This window comes from Ensifer sp. ENS06, assembly GCF_014852205.1.
In the GTDB taxonomy this organism is placed as follows: domain Bacteria; phylum Pseudomonadota; class Alphaproteobacteria; order Rhizobiales; family Rhizobiaceae; genus Ensifer; species Ensifer adhaerens.
Window position 1 is genome coordinate 311,043 of the sequence record NZ_JACVBC010000007.1, and the last position, 19,320, is coordinate 330,362.

General features: G+C 64.5%; 16 protein-coding genes. 13 read left to right on the forward strand and 3 right to left on the reverse strand.

Translation table 11 applies throughout. The annotated features are described in order from the left end of the window. The first annotated feature begins 13 nt into the window (after nt 1–13). The 9 genes from IB279_RS24060 to IB279_RS24100 all read left to right on the forward strand — a co-directional run bounded on the left by IB279_RS24060 (nt 14) and on the right by IB279_RS24100 (nt 11,874). On the forward strand, nt 14–1,009 hold the full coding sequence (locus IB279_RS24060; RefSeq protein WP_082566555.1) for a DUF58 domain-containing protein: 996 nt from the start codon (nt 14–16) through the stop codon (nt 1,007–1,009). Beyond that, complete coding sequence (locus IB279_RS24065; protein ID WP_060521799.1) at nt 1,009–1,536, forward strand: DUF4381 domain-containing protein; 528 nt, start codon at nt 1,009–1,011, stop codon at nt 1,534–1,536. Before IB279_RS24060 ends, IB279_RS24065 begins: the two co-directional genes overlap by 1 nt. Further along, nucleotides 1,523–2,527 (forward strand): VWA domain-containing protein, encoded by a 1,005-nt coding sequence (locus IB279_RS24070; RefSeq protein WP_034799141.1) that lies wholly within the window; start codon nt 1,523–1,525, stop codon nt 2,525–2,527. The genes IB279_RS24065 and IB279_RS24070 overlap by 14 nt, the downstream gene beginning before the upstream one ends. Then, nucleotides 2,524–4,095: a VWA domain-containing protein gene (locus tag IB279_RS24075; RefSeq protein WP_060644290.1), complete on the forward strand. Its 1,572-nt coding sequence runs from the start codon at nt 2,524–2,526 to the stop codon at nt 4,093–4,095. Before IB279_RS24070 ends, IB279_RS24075 begins: the two co-directional genes overlap by 4 nt. Beyond that, nucleotides 4,092–5,480, forward strand: coding sequence for a hypothetical protein (locus IB279_RS24080; RefSeq protein ID WP_309142310.1), 1,389 nt, complete (start codon nt 4,092–4,094; stop codon nt 5,478–5,480). Before IB279_RS24075 ends, IB279_RS24080 begins: the two co-directional genes overlap by 4 nt. A gap of 135 nt (nt 5,481–5,615) precedes the next feature. Further along, nucleotides 5,616–7,262: an arylsulfatase gene (locus IB279_RS24085; RefSeq protein WP_082566557.1), complete on the forward strand. Its 1,647-nt coding sequence runs from the start codon at nt 5,616–5,618 to the stop codon at nt 7,260–7,262. A gap of 128 nt (nt 7,263–7,390) precedes the next feature. After that, on the forward strand, nt 7,391–9,889 hold the full coding sequence (locus IB279_RS24090; RefSeq protein WP_060521839.1) for a spermidine synthase: 2,499 nt from the start codon (nt 7,391–7,393) through the stop codon (nt 9,887–9,889). A 204-nt stretch (nt 9,890–10,093) separates the two neighbouring features. After that, nucleotides 10,094–10,624 carry an L-2-amino-thiazoline-4-carboxylic acid hydrolase gene (locus IB279_RS24095; protein ID WP_060521802.1) on the forward strand — a complete coding sequence of 177 codons (531 nt, stop codon included), beginning with the start codon at nt 10,094–10,096 and terminating at the stop codon, nt 10,622–10,624. Then, a complete protein-coding gene (locus tag IB279_RS24100; RefSeq protein ID WP_244495271.1) occupies nt 10,621–11,874 on the forward strand; it encodes a Zn-dependent hydrolase in 1,254 nt (417 codons plus the stop codon). Before IB279_RS24095 ends, IB279_RS24100 begins: the two co-directional genes overlap by 4 nt. 69 nt (nt 11,875–11,943) lie before the next feature. On the opposite strand, the gene IB279_RS24105 is transcribed toward IB279_RS24100, so the two are convergent. Beyond that, on the reverse strand, nt 11,944–12,621 hold the full coding sequence (locus tag IB279_RS24105) for an isochorismatase family protein (protein WP_034799134.1): 678 nt from the start codon (nt 12,619–12,621) through the stop codon (nt 11,944–11,946). A gap of 169 nt (nt 12,622–12,790) precedes the next feature. Continuing rightward, entirely contained in the window at nt 12,791–13,660 is an 870-nt protein-coding gene (locus tag IB279_RS24110) for a pirin family protein (RefSeq protein WP_034799131.1), read from the reverse strand. 121 nt (nt 13,661–13,781) lie between these two features. On the opposite strand from IB279_RS24110, the gene IB279_RS24115 reads away from it, so the two are divergent. Beyond that, nucleotides 13,782–14,702, forward strand: a complete 921-nt coding sequence (locus tag IB279_RS24115) for a LysR substrate-binding domain-containing protein (RefSeq protein ID WP_060601599.1) — start codon at nt 13,782–13,784, stop codon at nt 14,700–14,702. Nucleotides 14,703–14,719: 17 nt separating this feature from the next. On the opposite strand, the gene IB279_RS24120 is transcribed toward IB279_RS24115, so the two are convergent. Beyond that, nucleotides 14,720–15,949, reverse strand: a complete 1,230-nt coding sequence (locus tag IB279_RS24120; protein ID WP_034799127.1) for an ROK family transcriptional regulator — start codon at nt 15,947–15,949, stop codon at nt 14,720–14,722. Nucleotides 15,950–16,181: 232 nt separating this feature from the next. On the opposite strand from IB279_RS24120, the gene IB279_RS24125 reads away from it, so the two are divergent. From IB279_RS24125 to IB279_RS24135, 3 genes are all read left to right on the forward strand, one after another. Continuing rightward, nucleotides 16,182–17,420: an extracellular solute-binding protein gene (locus IB279_RS24125; RefSeq protein ID WP_034799124.1), complete on the forward strand. Its 1,239-nt coding sequence runs from the start codon at nt 16,182–16,184 to the stop codon at nt 17,418–17,420. Nucleotides 17,421–17,593: 173 nt separating this feature from the next. Next, nucleotides 17,594–18,475, forward strand: coding sequence for a carbohydrate ABC transporter permease (locus IB279_RS24130; protein ID WP_034799121.1), 882 nt, complete (start codon nt 17,594–17,596; stop codon nt 18,473–18,475). Beyond that, nucleotides 18,475–19,320, forward strand: a complete 846-nt coding sequence (locus tag IB279_RS24135) for a carbohydrate ABC transporter permease (RefSeq protein WP_192339872.1) — start codon at nt 18,475–18,477, stop codon at nt 19,318–19,320. The genes IB279_RS24130 and IB279_RS24135 overlap by 1 nt, the downstream gene beginning before the upstream one ends.

The following is a 19,320-nucleotide window of genomic DNA, read 5'->3' on the forward strand; positions in this document are numbered from 1 at the left end:
TGGAGGTTCGCCGATGGCCATATCCCTGCCGGCCCTCGCCCGCTCACGCGGCATCATAAAGCCCCGCACCGCCGACACCACCGGCGTCTACACCTCGGTGGACGCACTTGTCGGCCTCGAAGCCATGGCCCGCGACCTGACGTTCCTGCGCAAGGCGCCGGTGCGCCGCCTGCTTGCCGGCCGTCACGAATCACGCATGCGCGGCCGCGGACTTTCCTTCGAGGAACTACGCAACTACCTGCCCGGCGACGACATCCGCGCCATCGACTGGCGCGTGACGGCGCGCACCGGCAAGCCGGTCGTCCGCGTTTATGACGAAGAGAAGGACCGGCCGGCCCTCATCCTCGTCGACCAGCGCATCAACATGTTCTTCGGCAGCCGCCGCGCGATGAAGTCGGTCGCCGCGGCGGAAGTGGCAGCGCTCTCCGCCTGGCGCGTGCTGGCCCTTGGCGACCGTGTCGGCGGCTTCGTCTTCGGCGACGAGGAGGTGACCGAAACGCGCCCATACCGCAGCCGCGAAGCGGTGATCCGGCTCGCCGACAGCATCGTTCGCCACAATACCGCACTGCAGGCCGGTTCGCAGGCGCCGCATGGAGCCGAGCAGCTCGACGTCGTGCTGACGACCGTCGCCAACATCGCCCGGCACGATCACCTGATCATCGTCGTCAGCGACTTCGACGGCTACAGCCTCGAAACCCGCGACATGCTTTTGAAGCTTTCGGCCCACAACGATGTGATCTGCGTTCTGATCTACGATCCCTTCCTGCTCGAACTGCCGCGCAAGGGCGATATCGTCTTTAGCGGCGGGCTGCTTCAGGCCGAAGTGCAGTTCGGCCACGGCAATGTGCGCGAGGCGATCGACAGCTTTGCCCGCAAGCGCGGGCGAGCGCTGCGCGCCTGGCAGGAGGAGCTCGGCCTGCCCATGCTGCCGATCTCTGCGGCGGAAGAGGTGGCGCCGCAGCTGCGCACCATGCTCGGCCAGCTCGCCAGCCGGCAGCGGAGGCGATGATGGCGACAGCGGCACCTGCGAAAGATCCGATACTCGACGCCGCCCTTCGGCAGCTCGCGGATATCGCCTTGCCGCAGCCTGTCTCGATGATGCCCCAGACCCCGGCATGGGTGGTGCTCGGCTGCATTGTCCTCCTCATGGCGGCCTTTGCCTGCTGGCGCTGGTACCGGCGCTGGGAGGCCAACAGCTACCGCCGCGAGGCGCTCGCCGACCTCAGAAAGATAGAAGCCGGATTGACCGCCACCGGATCGCGTGGCGAGGCGCTCGCGGCCCTGCCTGTCCTTTTGAAGCGGACCGCGCTCTCGGTCTGGCCACGCGAAGCCATTGCCGGCCTGCACGGCACCGGCTGGACCAAATATCTCGACGCTCATTCCGGCGGCCCCGTCTTTCCGATCGCCTCTGCGCGTTTTTTCGAGGAAGCCGAGTATCGTGGCAGCCAGGCGCTCGCCGCGGTTCCGGAGGCTGAGGCAAAGGCCTACATCGCGGCAGCGCGGCACTGGATCGAGGCGCATCATGTACGTGCTTGACCACGCCTGGGCACTGATCCTTCTGCCGTTGCCCTTCCTTGTCTGGTGGCTGCTTCCGCCATACCGCGAGCAGTCGGCCGCCGTCAGGGTGCCGTTCTTCAAGGACATCACCGCGGCGGCCAATCTCGGTCCGACCGAAGGCTCCGTCGTTCCGAGAACCAATCTCGGCCAGAAGGTGATCGCACCCATCTGCTGGACGCTGATCGTGCTGGCGCTGGCGCGGCCGCAATATGTCGAGCCGCCGATCGAAAAGGTCGAACCGCAGCGCGACCTGATGTTGGCGATCGATCTGTCACAGTCGATGGACACGCGCGACTTTCGCGATCCCGCCGGCAACCTGCAGACCCGCGCCGAAGCGGTGCACGCGGTGGTCGCCGACTTCATCGACCGGCGGCCCAATGACCGGTTGGGCCTGATCGCCTTTGGCGATGCGCCCTATCCGCTGGTACCGTTCACGCTCGACCACAAGACCGTCAAGCTGATGCTGGCCGACAGCCTGCCGGGCATGGCCGGTCCCCGCACCGCCGTCGGCGATGCGATCGGGCTGGCGATCAAAATGTTCGACGCCAGCACCGCGCCGGACAAGGTGATGATCCTCTTGACCGACGGCAACGACACCGCCAGCAAGATGCCGCCCGACAAGGCCGCCGGCATCGCCGCCGAGCGAAAGGTGGTGATCCACACGGTCGGCATCGGCGATCCCAATGCTCAAGGAGAGCAAAAGCTCGACACCGCGGCACTCCAGCAGATCGCCGAAGCGACGAAGGGGCGCTACTTCTTCGGCCAGGATCAGGCCGGTCTGCAGAACATCTACCAATTGCTCGACCAGTTGACGCCGGCAAACCAGAAGACGCTCTCCTGGCGGCCGCGCATCGAGCTGTTCTACTATCCGCTGGGTGCGGCACTCCTGCTGGTGCTCGCCTATCACGCCGTCATGTGGCTCCTATCCTCGCTCGGTGACCGGCGTCAGCGCCGGGAGGCAGCGCCATGATCGCCGATTTTCACTTTCTGCGGCCGCTGTGGCTGCTGGCGCTCGCCGCCGTCCCGCTGCTGATCTACCTCGTCACCCGGCGCGGCGATGTCCGCTCGCAGTGGCAGGACATGATCGCACCGCATCTGCTCGATCACCTGCTGATCGACAAGGGCGGGAAACGGCGCTTCCAGCCGGTGCACGTCACCGCCGCACTGATCGCCGTTGCGGCGATCGCAGCCGCTGGCCCGACCTGGCAGCGTGAACGGCCGCCCTTCGTCGAGGACACCGCACCTCTGGCAATCGCCATCGACCTCAACCCGACGATGAACGCGACCGATGTTTCGCCGACGCGGCTCGAACGCGCCAAATTGAAGGTCCAGGACATTCTCGACAGGAGGAAAGGCTCGCGCACCGCCTTGTTCGCCTATGCCGGCTCCGCCCACATGGTGCTGCCGCTCAGCGACGATGCCGCGCTGGTCAAATCCTACCTCGCCGCGCTGTCGCCGCAGATCATGCCCGTCGAGGGTAAGGACACAGCCAAGGCCCTCCAGGAGGTCGAAAAAGCGCTCGCCAACGAAACGGTGCCTGGCACCATCCTGTTCATGACCGACGGCGTCGAGCGTTCCGCCTTCCCGGCCTTCGGTGGGTATCAGGGGCGCAACTCGCTGATGGTGCTCGGCATCGGCACGGCAGAAGGCGGTCCGGTCAAGACGGCGGACGGCGGGTTCCTGACCGACGCCACCGGCGCGCATGTCAGGGCGAAGCTCGATGTCGACGGCCTCAAGGCGCTGCAGTCCGCATCCAAGGCCGAGGTGGCGTCGGTCACATCCGACGACGCCGACGTCAGCTGGATCATCAGGCGCATCCAGACGAATTTTGCAGCGAAGACGGCCGAAGGGCTGACGCGCTGGTACGATCTCGGCTGGTGGCTGACGATTCCGATCGCCGTCTTCGGCCTCTTCTGGTTCCGACGCGGCTGGACCATACGCTGGGCGGTCTATCTGCTCGCGGCCACTTCGCTCATGGGCAGCGAACGGGTGGAGGCGGCGGACAATCGCTTTATCGACCTCTGGCTCACTCCGGACCAGCAGGGCCGTCGCGCCTTCGAACAGGGCGATTTCCAGGGGGCCTCTGAAACGTTCGCGGATCCCGCCTGGCGCGGCGCAGCGCTCTACCGCGCCGGCCGTTTCCAGGATGCGATCGACACCTTTGCCGAGAGCGATACGGCGGAAAGCTACTACAATCAGGGCAATGCCCTCCTGCACCTCGACAAGGCCGAGGAGGCGATCGCCGCCTACGAGCAGGCGCTAAAGCGCCGCCCCGACTGGACCGACGCCCAAAAGAACCTCGAGATCGCCAAAAAGCGCAAGGCCGACAAGGACAAGCAGGAACAGGACGCACAGCAGGAACAGGCGGGCATTGACCCGGACCAGGTCCAGTTCGACGACAAGGGCAAGAAGGGAACGGAAGCGACCGTTCAGGGCGGACCGCAGACGGCCGACATGTGGATGCGCAACATCCAGGTGTCGCCGGCCGAACTGCTGGCACGAAAATTTGCGATCGAAGCAAAGGAGGCGGCCCCGTGACAGCCCTCGCCGCCCTGCCGCGGCTGATCATCTGGCTCCTCGGCCTGTCGCTTTGGCTTGCAGGCACGGCCTTCGCCGCCGATCCCTTTGCCCGCGCGACGCTCACGACCAAGGCGCCGATTTATGCCGGCCAGCAGATCGAGGTCGACGTCGACGTCTTCGTGCCGAACTACTTCCTTTCGCCGCCGCAGTTTCCTCTGTTCGATCTTCCCGGCACTGTCGTCACCATGCCCGACGAACGCGGCATGAACCTCAACGAGACCGTCAACGGCGAGGCCTTCTCAGGCATCCGCAAAACCTACGCGATCAACCCACAGGCGGCAGGCGACTACGTGCTGCCGCCCGCCATCATTCCGTTCGGCTATGCCGCCGTACCCGGCCAGATGAGCAAGGGTCAGGTGACGTTGCCTTCGCTCAAGTTCACGGTCGAAGCCGTTCCGCAAGGCGCAGGTGGAGAGGCCGGCGTCACCGCCGGAGAAATCACCCTCACCCAGTCTTTCGACCGGGATCCCGCGGGGCTAAAGGCAGGCGATGCCCTGGTGCGGACCATCACCATCCGCGCCGCCGGCCTGGCGCCGATGATGATCCCCGAACCGACCTTCGACGCCCCCGCGGACGTGCAGATTTACCGGCACGATCCGGTGCTTTCGGAGGAGCGCACGTCACGCGGGGATATCACGGCGGGACTGCGCAAGGACGTGGCAACCTACGTCTTTGCAAAGCCCGGCACCTACGCGCTTCCAGCGATCAGCCTGCCCTGGTTCGACCCGGCGAGCGGATCGATGCAGACGGCCGAGGCGGCCAGAGTGACCGTCAGCGTCAACGCTGCCCCAGCGGCTGCGCCCGCACTCGCCCCGCCTGCGCCGCCGCCCGCTGAGGAACCTTTCGACTGGTTGTGGTGGCTCGGCATCGCGACATCGATCGCCGCTTTCGCGGCGATTATGAAGCTGGCCGCCAATCTGTTCGGCCGCCTCGAAACCTGGCTGGAAACCGCGCTCGAGCAGAGGGCGCAATCCGAGGCCACGGCATTTCGCCACGTGCTCGACGCCTGTCGGGATCACGACCCCACGCGGCTGGAGACGGCGGTCGACCATTGGTCACGCCGGACTGGCAACACGCCGGTCTCGCGCTGGCTCGACAGCTTCGCCGACCCGGCGACGGCAAACGCTTTTGCCGATTATCGCCGCAGCCGCTATGGCAGCAGCAGCTCCCATCAGGGCGGGCCAGATCTCCTGCGGTTACGCAGCGGTCTGAACGTGGCGAGACAGCGCTGGCTGGCCGAAACCTCCGCTGATAGCGGCGGCCCGACATCGGACTTGCCCGATCTTAATCCCGGTCTGGAGGCCGCGCCGCCAAGGCGCTTCGGAGCCGTCAGCCGGACTTGATTTACCCGCCGTCGCCGGTCTTCGTAACTGTTACGTACTTACCCGCGGACGCCCGCCGGTAGAAGTTGCATCGGTAAATCCGAAACTTTGGCTGCATTCCGAGAGTGTTTGCTTGCTGCCTCAGGGAGACATGAGATGAGTATCGATCTGAAGAACAGGCTTGGCCGGCTCGCCGCGTGTACCATCGGGCATGCCGCGAAACCGAAAGCGCTGGCGCTCGCCGGCGCCGTGCTAATGTCGTCGATTTCCGCCTCCGTGCTGCCGGCCTTCGCGCAGGATGCCGCCAGGCCCAACATCCTCGTCATCTTTGGCGACGATATCGGCCAGACCAATATCAGCGCCTACTCCTTCGGCGTTGTCGGATACAAGACCCCGAACATCGACCGGCTCGCAAGAGAAGGCGTGATGTTCACGGATTACTATGCGGAGAATAGCTGTACAGCCGGTCGCTCGACCTTCATCACCGGGCAGTCAGTGCTGCGCACAGGCATGTCCAAGGTCGGCGTGCCCGGCGCTCCGGTCGGACTCCAGGACCGCGACGTGACCATTGCGCAGGCGCTGAAGCCTCTCGGCTACGCCACCGGCCAGTTCGGCAAGAACCACCTTGGCGACCAGGACCGCTTCCTGCCGACGGCACACGGCTTCGATGAGTTTTTCGGCAATCTCTATCACCTCAATGCCGAAGAAGAACCGGAGCGCCCATACTGGCCGAAGGATCCCAATGATCCCTTCGTCAAGGCGGCCACACCTCGCGGCGTGCTGCACTCTTTTGCCGATGGCAAGATTGAGGATACAGGCGCACTGAACTCCAAGCGCATGGAAACGATCGACGACGAGACGACGTCGGCAGCCATCGGCTTCATGGAAAAGCAGGTCAAGGAAGGTAAACCGTTCTTCACCTGGATGAACACCACGCGCATGCACCTCTTCACCCACGTGCGCGATCAGTACAAGGGCCAGAGTGGGATGCCGGGCAACGACTATGCCGACGGCATGGTCGAGCATGACAATGACGTGGGCAAGCTCCTGAAGGCGATCGACGACCTGAAGATCGCCGACAACACCATCGTCATCTACGCGACCGACAATGGTCCCAACCAGTTCTCCTGGCCGGACGCGGCAACCACACCGTTCCGCAGCGAAAAGGACTCGAACTGGGAAGGCGCCTTCCGTGTTCCCGCCATCATTCGCTGGCCGGGCAAGATCAAGCCGGGTGTTTCCAACGAAATGGTCTCCGGCCTCGACTGGTTCCCGACGCTGCTTGCCGCAGCCGGCGACAACGACATCAAGGATCGGCTGTTGAAGGGTACCAAGCTCGGAGACAAGGACTTCAAGGTGCACCTCGACGGCTACAACCAACTTCCCTACCTGCTTGGCGAGCAGCCGAAGGGCGCACGCAACGAGTTCTACTATTTCAACGACGATGCCAAGCTCGTCGGCATGCGCTTTGACAACTGGAAGGCGGTCTTCTGCGAGATGCGCAAGCCCGGTGGCTTCGACGTCTGGCAGGACCCCTTTGTCTGCTTGCGCGTGCCGAAGATGTTCAACCTGCGCATGGACCCCTATGAGAGGGCCGATATCGTCTCCGATCAGTACAACGACTGGAGAACGAAGAATGTCTATCTTGTCGGGATTGCTACCATGAAGGCCGCAACCTTCCTGGAGACCTTCATCGAGTATCCGCCAAGCCAGAAGCCCGCCAGCTTCTCGGTCGACCAGGTGGAAGAAGGCGTGCATGCCAAGATCAATGCTATCCTGGCGAAGACCCCGGCTGCCCAGTAATGCGCGAAGGCGGCGCTGAAGCGCCGCCTTTTCTATCTTGCCTTTCCTAACAATGGCATGACGCGATGACGACGAAGAACAGCCCGCCCATGCGACCGATCGCTCTTGGCGAGACGACTGGAGGCCCGATGACCGGGCAACGGATTCAGGCCTTCCGGCCGGCAATCGCCGCCTTCATGCTCTTCCTCTCCGGCACCGCCGCCCTGGTCTTTCAGGTTCTCTGGATCAAGCAGCTTTCGCTGGTCACCGGCGTCGATGTCTATGCGGTCAGCACCGGGGTCAGCGCCTTCTTCCTCGGCCTTGCGCTCGGCAGTTTTGTCCTTGGCCGTGCCGGCGACCGTTCCCGCCAGCCGCTCCGCCTCTATGCCCTGCTTGAAACCGGGGTCGCCATGCTCGGCGCCGGCGTCACCTTCATCCTTTCCAGAATCGCGCCGGTCTTCGTCGCGATTGAGGGCACCAGCCCGATGGCCGCCTGGGCCCTGCTGGTCCTGATCGTGGCAACGCCAGCCTTCCTGATGGGCGGCACCCTGCCGGTCCTGCTGCGGGCGCTAAACGCCGCAGCAGGCAGCGTCGCCGCAAAGGGCGGCAGGCTCTATGCCGCCAATACGCTCGGCGCGATCGCCGGGTGCCTGGCGGTCTCTTTCGTCCTTATTCCCACCCTCGGCGTTCAGGCGACAGGGCTTGCGGCAGCAGGGCTCGGCCTTGTCGCCGCAGCGATCGCGCTTTCCCTGAATGTGCCTATCGCCCGGGAACCTGTTCAAGGGACACTCCCTGGGGAAACGCGTAGCGCTAACGGTTCGCGGCTGGCGCTTGTCCTCTATGCCATCGCCGGCGGTATCGCCCTTGGCTATGAAGTGGCCTGGTCGCAGGCGATCGTGCAGTTCATCTCCACCCGCTCCTTCGCCTTTTCCGTGGTGCTTGCCACCTATCTTTCTGGCCTTGCCCTCGGCGCCGCCCTTTTTGCGCGCCGGAGCGAGCGCCTGTCCGACCCCTGGGGCGCCTTCGGCTTGTTGATCACGCTCGCCGGCCTGGTCGCGCTGGCCGAGCTTGCGCTGCTTGGCCCCTGGCTGACGGCGCTGCAGACCAGCGCTGAGGCCGCCGTCGCCGACGTCACCGGTAGCATCTTTGCCGGCATGTGCGCGCGCTTCCTGGTTGCCGCGCTGACGATCGTCTTTATCCCGACGCTGATCCTCGGCGCCGCCTTCCCGGTCGCCCTCAGGCTCGCCGTCGACCCTGAACACGCCGGCCGCGACACCGGCCGGGTTCTTGCCTTGAACACGCTCGGCGGCATTTTCGGCACGCTTCTGACCGGCTTTGTGCTGATCCCGTCTCTCGGTATCGTCAGAAGTTTTTCCGTCCTCGCCATTGCCGCAGCAGCAATCGGGCTCGTCGCCGTCAGTCGCGGACAGGGCGGCTGGATGGGCCGGCGGCTACTCGCACCGGCTCTCGGCACCCTCACCGTGTTGATCGCCGTCATCGTGCCGTCGGATCGGCTGGCGAGCCTGCTCAACCTTTCGCGCGGCAATGGCACGATCGTTTCATATGAAGAGGGTCTCGGCGCCACCGTCGCCGTCATCGAACAGGGGCAGCCCGACCGCCGTTTCCGCCGCCTTTACATCCAGGGCGTTTCCAACACTGGCGATGCCATGCCGTCGCTGCGCTACATGCGGCTGCAGGCGCTGCTGCCGCTCGTCATCCACAAGGGCGAACCGAAATCGGCTCTGGTCATCGGTCTCGGTACCGGCATCACCGCCGGGTCGCTTCTCGCCTATCCCGGCCTCGACCGGCGCGTTGCCGCCGAACTCCTGCCCTCGGTCGCCCGCGCCTCGGCGCTCTTTGCCGGCAACTTCAATGCGGCTGGCGATAGCCGTCTCGACGTGCGCGTAGCCGACGGCCGGCGCGAACTGATGCGGAGCCAATCCCGCTACGATCTGATCACGCTCGAACCGCCGCCGCCCTCGGCCGCCAGCGTGGTCAACCTCTACTCGTCCGACTTCTATCGCCTGGCGCGTGAGCGCCTCGCGCCGAACGGGCTTGTCGCCCAATGGCTGCCGATCGCCACTCAGAACGACGAGGACACCCGCGCGCTCGTGCGCAGCTTCCTCGACAGTTTCCCGCATGCGACACTCTGGTCGACCGAACTGCACGAGATGCTGCTCATTGGCTCCGTCGAGCCGCAGGAGCTTGACGCTTCCCGCATTGCCGCCCGGCTCGCCGACCCGACGCTTGCAGCAGCGCTTCGCGACGTCGGCATTTCCGGACCGGCCGACCTGCTCGCGACCTGGATGTCCGATCGCACCGGGTTGGAGCGCTATGCCGGTTCGGCCCTGCCGGTCACCGACGACCAACCGCGGATCGAATATGCAAGCTGGGTTCGCCCCGACGAGTTGCAGCGCACGCTGCCGGCCCTGGTTGCCCTCCGCAGCAAGGCTCCGCTTCTCGGCGCGGACCCGGCGTTCGACAAATCCGTGACGGATGCCCACAACCGGCTGATGCTGTTCTACCAGGCCTCGCTGAATGCCTATGCCGGCTACCGCGACGAGTGGGCGCGCGACATGGAATTGCTGATGCGCGTAGAGCCGACCAATCCCTATTACCGCTGGTTCGTTTCAAGCAGCGAGCGCTGACGGCACAGCGCCGATTCCGGGCGCTACACCACGCGGCTATGCATATTCCCCAAAAAGCGGGAATGATTCCTGCGCGGTCGGAGATTGGCGCAAAATATTTGCACAGCATTCGATCGTTCCGGTACGGATTTGCAACACGGAAGCATCGACAGCGTAGTAAACTGCCCCTGTTCTTCTGCCCTTAGGCAGACAGGGAGGCATTGCATGGAAAACACGGACAATCAAAACGCCGACTCGCGCGTCGCGATGGATGGCGAGATCGGAATTCTCGCGCGCCGCCGCATCGAGGCCGGCATCATCGCGCCAATCTATGAGGCGATGCGCGAGGAGATCGGCGAGGAGCGCGCCCAGGCGATCCTCGACAAGGCGATCACCAAGGCCGCGATCGAGGCGGGCCGGACCTTTGCCGCCAAGACACCCGGCGGCACCAACCTGCGCACCTTCCAGGAACTTCAGGATCTCTGGACCCAGGACGACGCGCTGGTCATCGAGGTCACCAAGGCGACGGACGAGGAATTCCACTACAACGTCAAGCGCTGTCGCTACGCCGAGACCTATCGCGAGATGGGCCTCGGCCATATCGGACACCTGCTGTCCTGCAACCGCGACGGCGTCTTCTGCACCGGCTACGACCCGCGCATCACGCTGGAGCGCACCCAGACTGTAATGCAGGGCGCCTCCCATTGCGATTTCCGCTATCGGCTCAACAAGGACGCGCCGGAGCAGCAGAAATGAGCGCCGAAGCCATGCGCAGCGAAACCAGCCGCATCAACACGCCGGCGACAAGCGGCGACCGGCTGTGGGCCGACATCGTCTCGACCGCGCGCTTCGGTGCTGCGGACAAGGGCGGGGTCACGCGGCTGACATTGACCGAGGAGGATCGTGAAGTCCGCGACTGGTATGTCGCGGAATGCCGCGCGCTCGGCTGCACGGTCGAGATTGACCCCATCGGCAACATCTTTGCGACCTATGCCGGCGAGGACATGTCGCTGCCGGCGATCGCCGTCGGCAGCCATCTCGATACCCAGCCGCAGGGCGGCCGCTTCGACGGCATCCTCGGCGTGCTCGCCGGTGTCGAAATCCTGCGCACCCTCAAGGAAGGCGCCACCCGGCTTCGCCATCCGCTCGTGGTCGTCAACTGGACGAACGAGGAAGGCTCCCGCTTCTCGCCGGCAATGCTGGGCTCCGGCGTCTTTGCCGGCGCGCTGGCGCTCGATGACGCCCAGGCGCGCACCGACCGCGAAGGTATCACGGTCGGTGCGGCGCTCGATGCGATCGGCTATCGCGGCGAGGCCAAGATCGATCCAGCTTCCTTTGCCGCCTATGTCGAGCTCCATATCGAGCAGGGGCCGCTGCTCGAAGCGTCGGCGACCGAGGTCGGTGTCGTCACGGGCATCCAAGGGCTGCGCTGGTTCGATGTCACTATCACGGGCACGGAGGCGCATGCGGGCAGCACGCCGATGGCGCAGCGCGACGATGCACTTGTTGCGGCGGCCGAGATCGTCCTTGCCGTCCGCGACATCGCCCGTCAAAACCCGCCGGGTGTGGGCACCGTCGGCTTCGTCGAGGTGGGGCCGAATTCGCGCAATGTCGTGCCCGGTTCCGTTCGGCTCCAGATCGACATGCGCCATCCTTCCGAGACGGGGCTCAATCAGATGCAAGCGGCCCTTGAAGAGGCTGTCCGCAAGACTGGGCCAGGTGTCGCCTTGAACCACATCTGGTCGAAGGCGCCTGTCGTTTTCGATCCCGTAATCATCGACGCCGTGCGCGCCAGCACGGAAGCGCTCGGCTATTCGGCGACCGACATGGTCTCCGGCGCCGGGCATGATGCCGCCCATATCGCGACAATCACCCCGACTGCCATGATCTTTGTGCCATCCAAGGACGGGCTCTCGCACAACGAGGCGGAATATACCGCGCCCGAGGAATGCGCCCGCGGCGCAGAAGTGCTGTTCCAGACCATTCTGGAAATCGACCGCCGCTAATCATCAAGACAAAACACCCACGGCAGGATATCTGCCGTGGGTGTTTCATTCTCTTGCCCGACGCGGGCCTTAGCCGCGCTGCGAGTCGAGCTGTTCCTGATCCTTCTCGACCTGCTGGGCCTTGAGGTAGCTTTCGATCAGCAGCTGATATTCCGGGAAGATCTTGGTGTAGATCTCGGCCCACTGCTGGGCGTCGTCGCGGTGCCATGTGCGCTGCAGTTCGGAGGCGACCGCTGCCGTATCCATCGGCACCACGCCGGCCTGAACGACACGGGCAAGGGTGATCTCCTCAGCCATCTTCGAATAGGTGCCCGAAGCGTCGACGACCACGAAGACCTTGTAGCCGTCATGCACGGCGCTGATCGCCGGGAAGGCCATGCAGACGCTGGTGATCGTGCCGGCGATGATCAGGGTCTTGCGGCCGGTTTCCTTGACGGCGGCGACGAAGTCCGGATTGTCCCAGGCGTTGATCTCGCCGCGGCGGGCGACATACTTGGCATGCGGGGCATTGGCATGGATTTCCGGGATCAACGGGCCGTTCGGGCCCTGCGGCACGGAGGCCGTGGTGATGACCGGCATTTTCGTCAGCGTCGCCATGCTGGCAAGCGCTGCCGCATGGGCCCGAAGCTTCGGCATCGGCATGTCGTTGACGGTCTGGAACAGGCCGCTCTGATGGTCGATCAAAAGCATCACCGCATCATCGGGATCGATAACCGGGCGCTGTCCGTTGAAGTTTGCAGGTGTCATGGTCTTGCTCCTTGTTGGCTTGATCGCATGGCTGCATTCGGGAAGCAGGCATGCGTTCGGGTTCCCCGAAGCGCATACCTGCGCTTCGGCGTTGGGATTGAGGGGCGGCACCGCCCGGTCTCCTGTTCAGTCGTGGTTCATTCCGTGTTCGCGATGCGGTCTCGCGCGGCTAAACGCTCGCGATCTTGCCGAATCGACCGGACTGGAAGTCCGTCATCGCCTGCCTGATTTCCTGTTCGGTGTTCATGACGAAGGGGCCGTACATGGCGACCGGTTCGTCGATCGGTTCGCCGGTCAAGATGAGCGCCGTCGCATCCGAATTGGCGTCCAGCGTAATGCCGCCCCCGTCGCGGCCGAAGAGAACGAATTGCGCCTCTCCCACAAGATCGCTACCGTTGACGAGCACATTACCGCGCAGGACCGCGAGGCCGAGCGAATGGCCCTCGGGTAGATCGAGGCTGAGCGAGCCTCGCTGCTTCAGGCGCAGGTCCCAGAGGTTGATTGGCGTGAAGGTGCGCGCCGGCCCTTGCGTTCCGGCGTAGCTTCCGGCGATCACCCTGAGCGATCCCGCACCATCCGGCAGGCTGACCGTCGGAATGTCGCGATCGAGCAAGGTCTGGTAGCCGGGATCGACACTCTTGTGGGCGGCCGGCAGGTTGACCCAGAGCTGCACCATTTCGAGCGTGCCGCCTTCGCGTGTGAAGCGCTCCGAATGGAACTCCTCATGCAGGATACCGCCCGCAGCCGTCATCCATTGCACGTCACCCGGACCGATATGGCCGCCATTGCCGGCGGAGTCGCGATGGTCGACCTCGCCCTGGTAGACGATCGTCACCGTCTCGAAGCCGCGGTGCGGATGCACACCGACGCCGCGCGGCGTGACACCAGGGGCAAAATTCATCGGCCCAGCATAGTCGAGCAGAAGGAACGGGCTCACATGATCGCCGGCGCGGTCGCGCGCCAGCAGCGAACGGACCGGGAAGCCATCACCAACCCAATGCGGATGCGCATTCCCGAAGATGCCGAGTATCTTTCTCATGGCTGTTTCTCCTTGGTCTCGCCATGTCAGCGAGAGCGTTGGAGGGAAGATACGTCTGCACCAAATCTGGCGGTAGACAGCCATATCGGTCTACAGTGTCCTGAAAACAGGACAAACGCCCATGCAGGATTTGAACGATCTCAAGCTGTTCGTCGACGTCGTCGAACAGAACGGCTTTGCCGCCGCGGCCCGGAAACTGAACATGCCGCGCTCGCGCCTGAGCCGTCGCATCGGCCTTCTCGAAGAGCGCCTCGGGGTGCGGCTGGTGCAGCGCTCGACGCGCCACTTCGTCATCACCGAGATCGGACGGGAATATTACCGCCACTGCGTCGCCATGCTGGTGGAGGCCGAGGCGGCGCAGGAAATGATCGACCGCACCCGTTCCGAACCGCAGGGCGTGGTTCATGTCAGCTGCCCGTCGTCGGTCGTCTATTTCCAGGTGGGCGAGATGATCGCGCGCTTCATGGCCGAATGCCCGAAGGTCGAGGTGGTGCTCGAAAGCACCAATCGCCGCGTCGACGTCCTGCGCGAAAGCATCGATGTCGCCATCCGCGTGCGCTTCCCGCCGCTCGAGGAAAGCGATCTCGTCGTCAAGCGGTTCGCCGAGAGCAAACAAAGGCTGGTCGCCAGCCCCAGGCTGCTTGCCGGTTTGAGCAACCCGCCGGCACCGGCGGATCTCGGCGGCCTGCCGAGCCTTGCCTGGAACCCCGACCGCCAAAGCCACGACTGGCGGCTCGACGGTCCCAACGGCGCGACCGCGATCGTCCGACATCGGCCACGCCTCGTAACCGAAGACATGGTGGCCCTGCGGCTCGCCGCGCTCAACGGCGTCGGCATCTGCCAGCTGCCGACCATGGTCGTGCGGCAGGACCTGAAGGACGGCACGCTTGTCGACGTGCTGCCCGATTGGGCGCCGAAGGCCGGCATCATTCATGCTGCCTTCCCGTCGCGGCGCGGCCTGCTTCCCTCCGTCCGCGCCCTGCTCGATTTTCTCGGCACCGAATTTGCGGAACTCGCCCGTCTGGACGAACCCCGGACCTGATCGTCTAAAGCCGGCGGTCAGACGGCGGCGCCGGCCCGGGTCTTGAGGATCGCGGAAAAGCGCGGATCGAAGGTCCGGCTGATCGGCTCGGCGGCAGCGCCGATCGCCACCGCCCAGGGGTCGGTGAAGCCGACCTGCAGCCGAGGAAGTGTACGGTCTCGCCGGTCGGCGATCGACGGAAGCAGCGGCATCATCGCGTCGGTCAACAGGCGCGCAAGGCCCGGCGGCAGGCCACCGCAGAGGATCACCGTCTGCGGGTCGAAGATCGTTTCCAGCGCCTGAACAGCCGCGCGCATTTCAAAGGCAGCGGCGTCGATCCACCGCAGCAGCCTTTGGTCGGGGCTCTCTGCCACAGCATCGATGCGTGCATAGAGGTCCGGATCGGCCGGGTCGAGGTCGAGAAGCTTGCACAGCGAAGCGATCGAGGCGCGGTGTTCGAGCGGCATGCGCTCGTCGGAGCTGGCCCCGCGCGGCAGGCTGAGGATCATGCCGATCTCGCCGGCATTGCCGTTCGCGCCGCGATAGAGTTCGCCGTTGAGGATCAGGCCCGCGCCGAGGCCATAGCCGAAGTAAATGCAGATCGCATGATCGACGCCATGCGCCGCCCCGACCATACGCTCGGCGGTGGCGGCTGCAGCGGCGTCATTCTGCAGGCCGACATCGAGCCCGGTGCCCGCGGCAAGCGTTTCGAGCAACGGAAAGTTCTGCCAGGCGGCCATCATCCAGGGGTCGTCGGCATCGGCCTCCACGCCGAAGGGACCCGGCATGGCAGCACCAAGCCCGACCAGGCGATCCTCCGAATGCGGCGCAAGCGCCGTCAGGTCACGGCGGGTCTTTTCGATCAGCTCCAGGATGGTCCTGACCCCGGTCGCCGGCCCGCCGGCCGGCAGGTTGGCCTCGCCGCGGGCGAGCACCCGGCCGACGAGATCGACCGCGATCGTACGCGTCACGTGCCGGTCGATCTGCAGCCCGATTGCGAACGCGCCTTCCGGCACCAGCCGGTAGGGCGTCGAAGGCTGCCCGCGGCCATTACGCACTGCTTGCAGTGACTCGACCAGCCCGTCGCGCTCCAGATCCTCGATGATGTTGGAAACGGTCTGCTTCGTCAGCGCCGTCGCGCGGGCAAGTTCCGCGCGGGACAATTGGCCGTTCAGTCGCAACGCGTCGATCATGACGCGGCGGTTATGCGCGCTCGTCCCCTCCTGATTGGTGCCGCTCTTCGCCCGGATCAGGCGCATATCGTTCATCCAAAAACCCCTCTTGACACTGTTAGAATATTGAACAAAAAATAAGTCAAGACAATTGACTTAATAGAAGCCGAAAAGAGCTTCGGGGGAACGACAGCGGCGGCAGGACCGACCGCGAGCGCTCCAATTGTTATGTCGACAGCCGCTTTGTGAAGAGCGGACTTCTCGCATGCGGCGTGCCGCATAAGGCATGCCGGGAAATCTGAAACGCTTATGTCATTGGGAGGTAGGAATGTTGAAATCCATAAGAACGACGCTGCTTTGCGCGACCCTTGCCGGCGTCTCATTCGCTGGCCACGCGCATGCTGAAACGACGCTCAACGCACTGTTCATGGCGCAGGCCGCCTATAGCGAGGCGGATGTACGCGCCATGACCGAGGCCTTCACCAAGGCCAACCCGGATGTGAAGGTCAATCTCGAATTCGTTCCCTATGAAGGCCTGCACGACAAGACCGTGCTGGCACAGGGCTCCGGCGGCGGCTACGACGTCGTGCTCTTCGACGTGATCTGGCCGGCCGAATATGCCGCCAACAAGGTGCTCGTCGACGTCACCGACCGCATCACCGACGAGATGAAGTCCGGCGTGCTGCCCGGCGCCTGGACGACGGTCGAATATGACGGCAAGCGCTACGGCATGCCCTGGATCCTCGACACCAAGTACCTGTTCTACAACAAGGAAATCCTGGAGAAGGCCGGCATCAAGGCACCGCCGAAGACCTGGGACGAGCTTGCCGAACAGGCCAAGGTCATCAAGGACAAGGGTCTGCTCGCAACCCCGATCGCCTGGAGCTGGTCGCAGGCCGAAGCCGCGATCTGCGACTACACCACGCTTGTCAGCGCCTATGGCGGCAAGTTCATCGATGGCGGCAAGCCGGCCTTCACCTCTGGCGGCGGTCTCGACGCGCTCAACTACATGGTGACGAGCTACACCTCGGGCCTGACCAACCCGAACTCCAAGGAATTCCTGGAGGAGGACGTGCGCAAGGTGTTCCAGAACGGCGAAGCCGCCTTCGCTCTCAACTGGACCTACATGTACAACCTCGCCAACGATCCGAAGGAAAGCAAGGTCGCGGGCAAGGTCGGCGTCGTGCCGGCACCGGGCGTGGCCGGCAAGAGCGAAGTCTCGGCTGTCAACGGCTCGATGGGCCTCGGCGTCACCTCGACCAGCAAGAACCCGGACGATGCCTGGAAGTACATCGTCTACATGACCTCGCAGCAGACGCAGAACACCTACGCCAAGCTCAGCCTGCCGATCTGGGCCTCCTCCTATGAGGACGCCAGCGTCACCAAGGGCCAGGAAGAGCTGATCGGTGCTGCCAAGCTTGGCCTCGCTGCCATGTATCCGCGTCCGACGACCCCCAAGTACCAGGAACTTTCGACCGCCCTTCAACAGGCGATCCAGGAAGCGCTTCTTGGCCAAGCCTCGGCCGAAGACGCCCTGAAGACGGCGGCCGAAAACAGCGGCCTTTGAGCCGCCCTCCCAAGCCCCGGGCGGGAAACCGCCCGGGGACCGCGGGAATTGGCGGCGCCGCCGCAACGCTTTAACACTTTGATTTGGCGCATCATTCGCTTGGGTCGATTACGGTCCGGGGCAATATGCGATAGCATGACGGGGCTCCCTAGGCCCGAGAAGGTTTCCATCCTATGTCCGGCACCTGGATAACAACGCGCGCATGGCTGCTCATGCTGCCACTGCTGGCGGTGATGATCGCCGTCATCGGCTGGCCGTTGATCGACACGATCAGGCTTTCCTTCACCGACGCCAAGCTCGTCGGCACCGAAGGCACGTTCGTCGGCTTCGACAATTATGCCAAGATGCTTGGCGGCTCGAATTTCCAGCGTGCGTTCATCACGACGACCTGGTTCGCGGTCGTCTCCGTTACCGCCGAAATGGTGCTGGGCGTGCTCGCAGCCCTGCTGCTCAACCAGCAATTCCGCGGCCGCACGGCGCTCAGAGCCCTGATGATCCTGCCCTGGGCGCTGCCGACCGTGGTCAATGCCACGCTGTGGCGGCTGATCTACAACCCGGAATACGGCGCGCTGAACGCCGCCCTGTTGCAGTTCGGAGTGATCGACAGCTACCGCTCCTGGCTCGGCGAACCCGGCTCGGCGCTGGCGGCATTGATCGTCGCCGATTGCTGGAAGAACTTTCCGCTGGTCGCGCTGATCGCGCTTGCCGCCCTCCAGGCCGTGCCGCGAGATATCACCGCCGCCTCGCTCGTTGATGGCGCGGGGCCCTTCAACCGTTTCCGCTACGTGATCATGCCCTATCTCGCAGGCCCGCTGCTGGTTGCGCTGGTGCTGCGCACCATCGAGGCGTTCAAGGTCTTCGACCTCATCTGGGTGATGACGCGCGGTGGTCCGGCCAACAGCACCCGCACCCTGTCGATCCTGGTCTATCAGGAAGCCTTCTCCTTCCAGCGGGCGGGATCCGGCGCGTCGCTGGCGCTGATCGTCACCCTGCTCGTCACCGTGCTCGCCGTTGCCTACGCGGCCATGGTGCGCAAAGCCGCGGGAGCCTCGTGATGGAACGCCAAAGCCCACTCTTTACCGTTTTCGTCTATGCGGCAGCACTGCTCTTGGCGGCAATCATTCTCGCCCCCATCCTCTGGCTCTTCGTCATGAGCATCTCGTCGGCCGCCGACCTCTCGGCGAAGCCGCTCAACTGGTGGCCGGAGGAAATCGACCTCTCGCGCTACCGGCTGCTTCTCTCGACGATCGAGAACAGCGCGGGTGCGGCCTTTACCGCTTCGCTGTTCAACAGCCTGAAGGTCGCCGGCATGGCGACGCTGGCAGCGATCGCGGTCGCCATGCCGGCCGCCTGGGCGGTGTCGCGCACGTCAAATGTCTCCTGGTCGCTCTATGCGGTGATCGCCACCTACATGCTGCCGCCGGTGGCGCTCGCAGTGCCGCTCTACATGGGGCTTGCCTATCTCGGGCTTCTGAATTCGGTGTTCGGCCTGGCCCTCGTCTACCTTACCATCCTCGCGCCCTTCACCACCTGGCTGCTGAAATCCGGCTTTGATTCCATTCCCAAGGAGATCGAGAGTGCCGCGATGATCGACGGCGCCCGCCTCGACCAGATCCTGAGGCTCATCACCCTGCCGCTCGCAGCACCCGTCATGGCGACATCGGCACTCTTTGCCTTCCTGCTTGCCTGGGATGAATTCTTCTACGCGCTGCTCTTCACGTCGGACCTGCGCGCCAAGACGCTTACGGTTGCCATTTCCGATCTCGCCGGCGGCCGTGTCTCCGATTACGGGCTGATCGCCACAGCCGGGGTGCTGGCCGCCCTGCCCCCGGTACTGATCGGCCTCGTCATGCAACGTGCCCTGATCTCCGGGCTTACCAGCGGCGGTGTGAAGGGATGA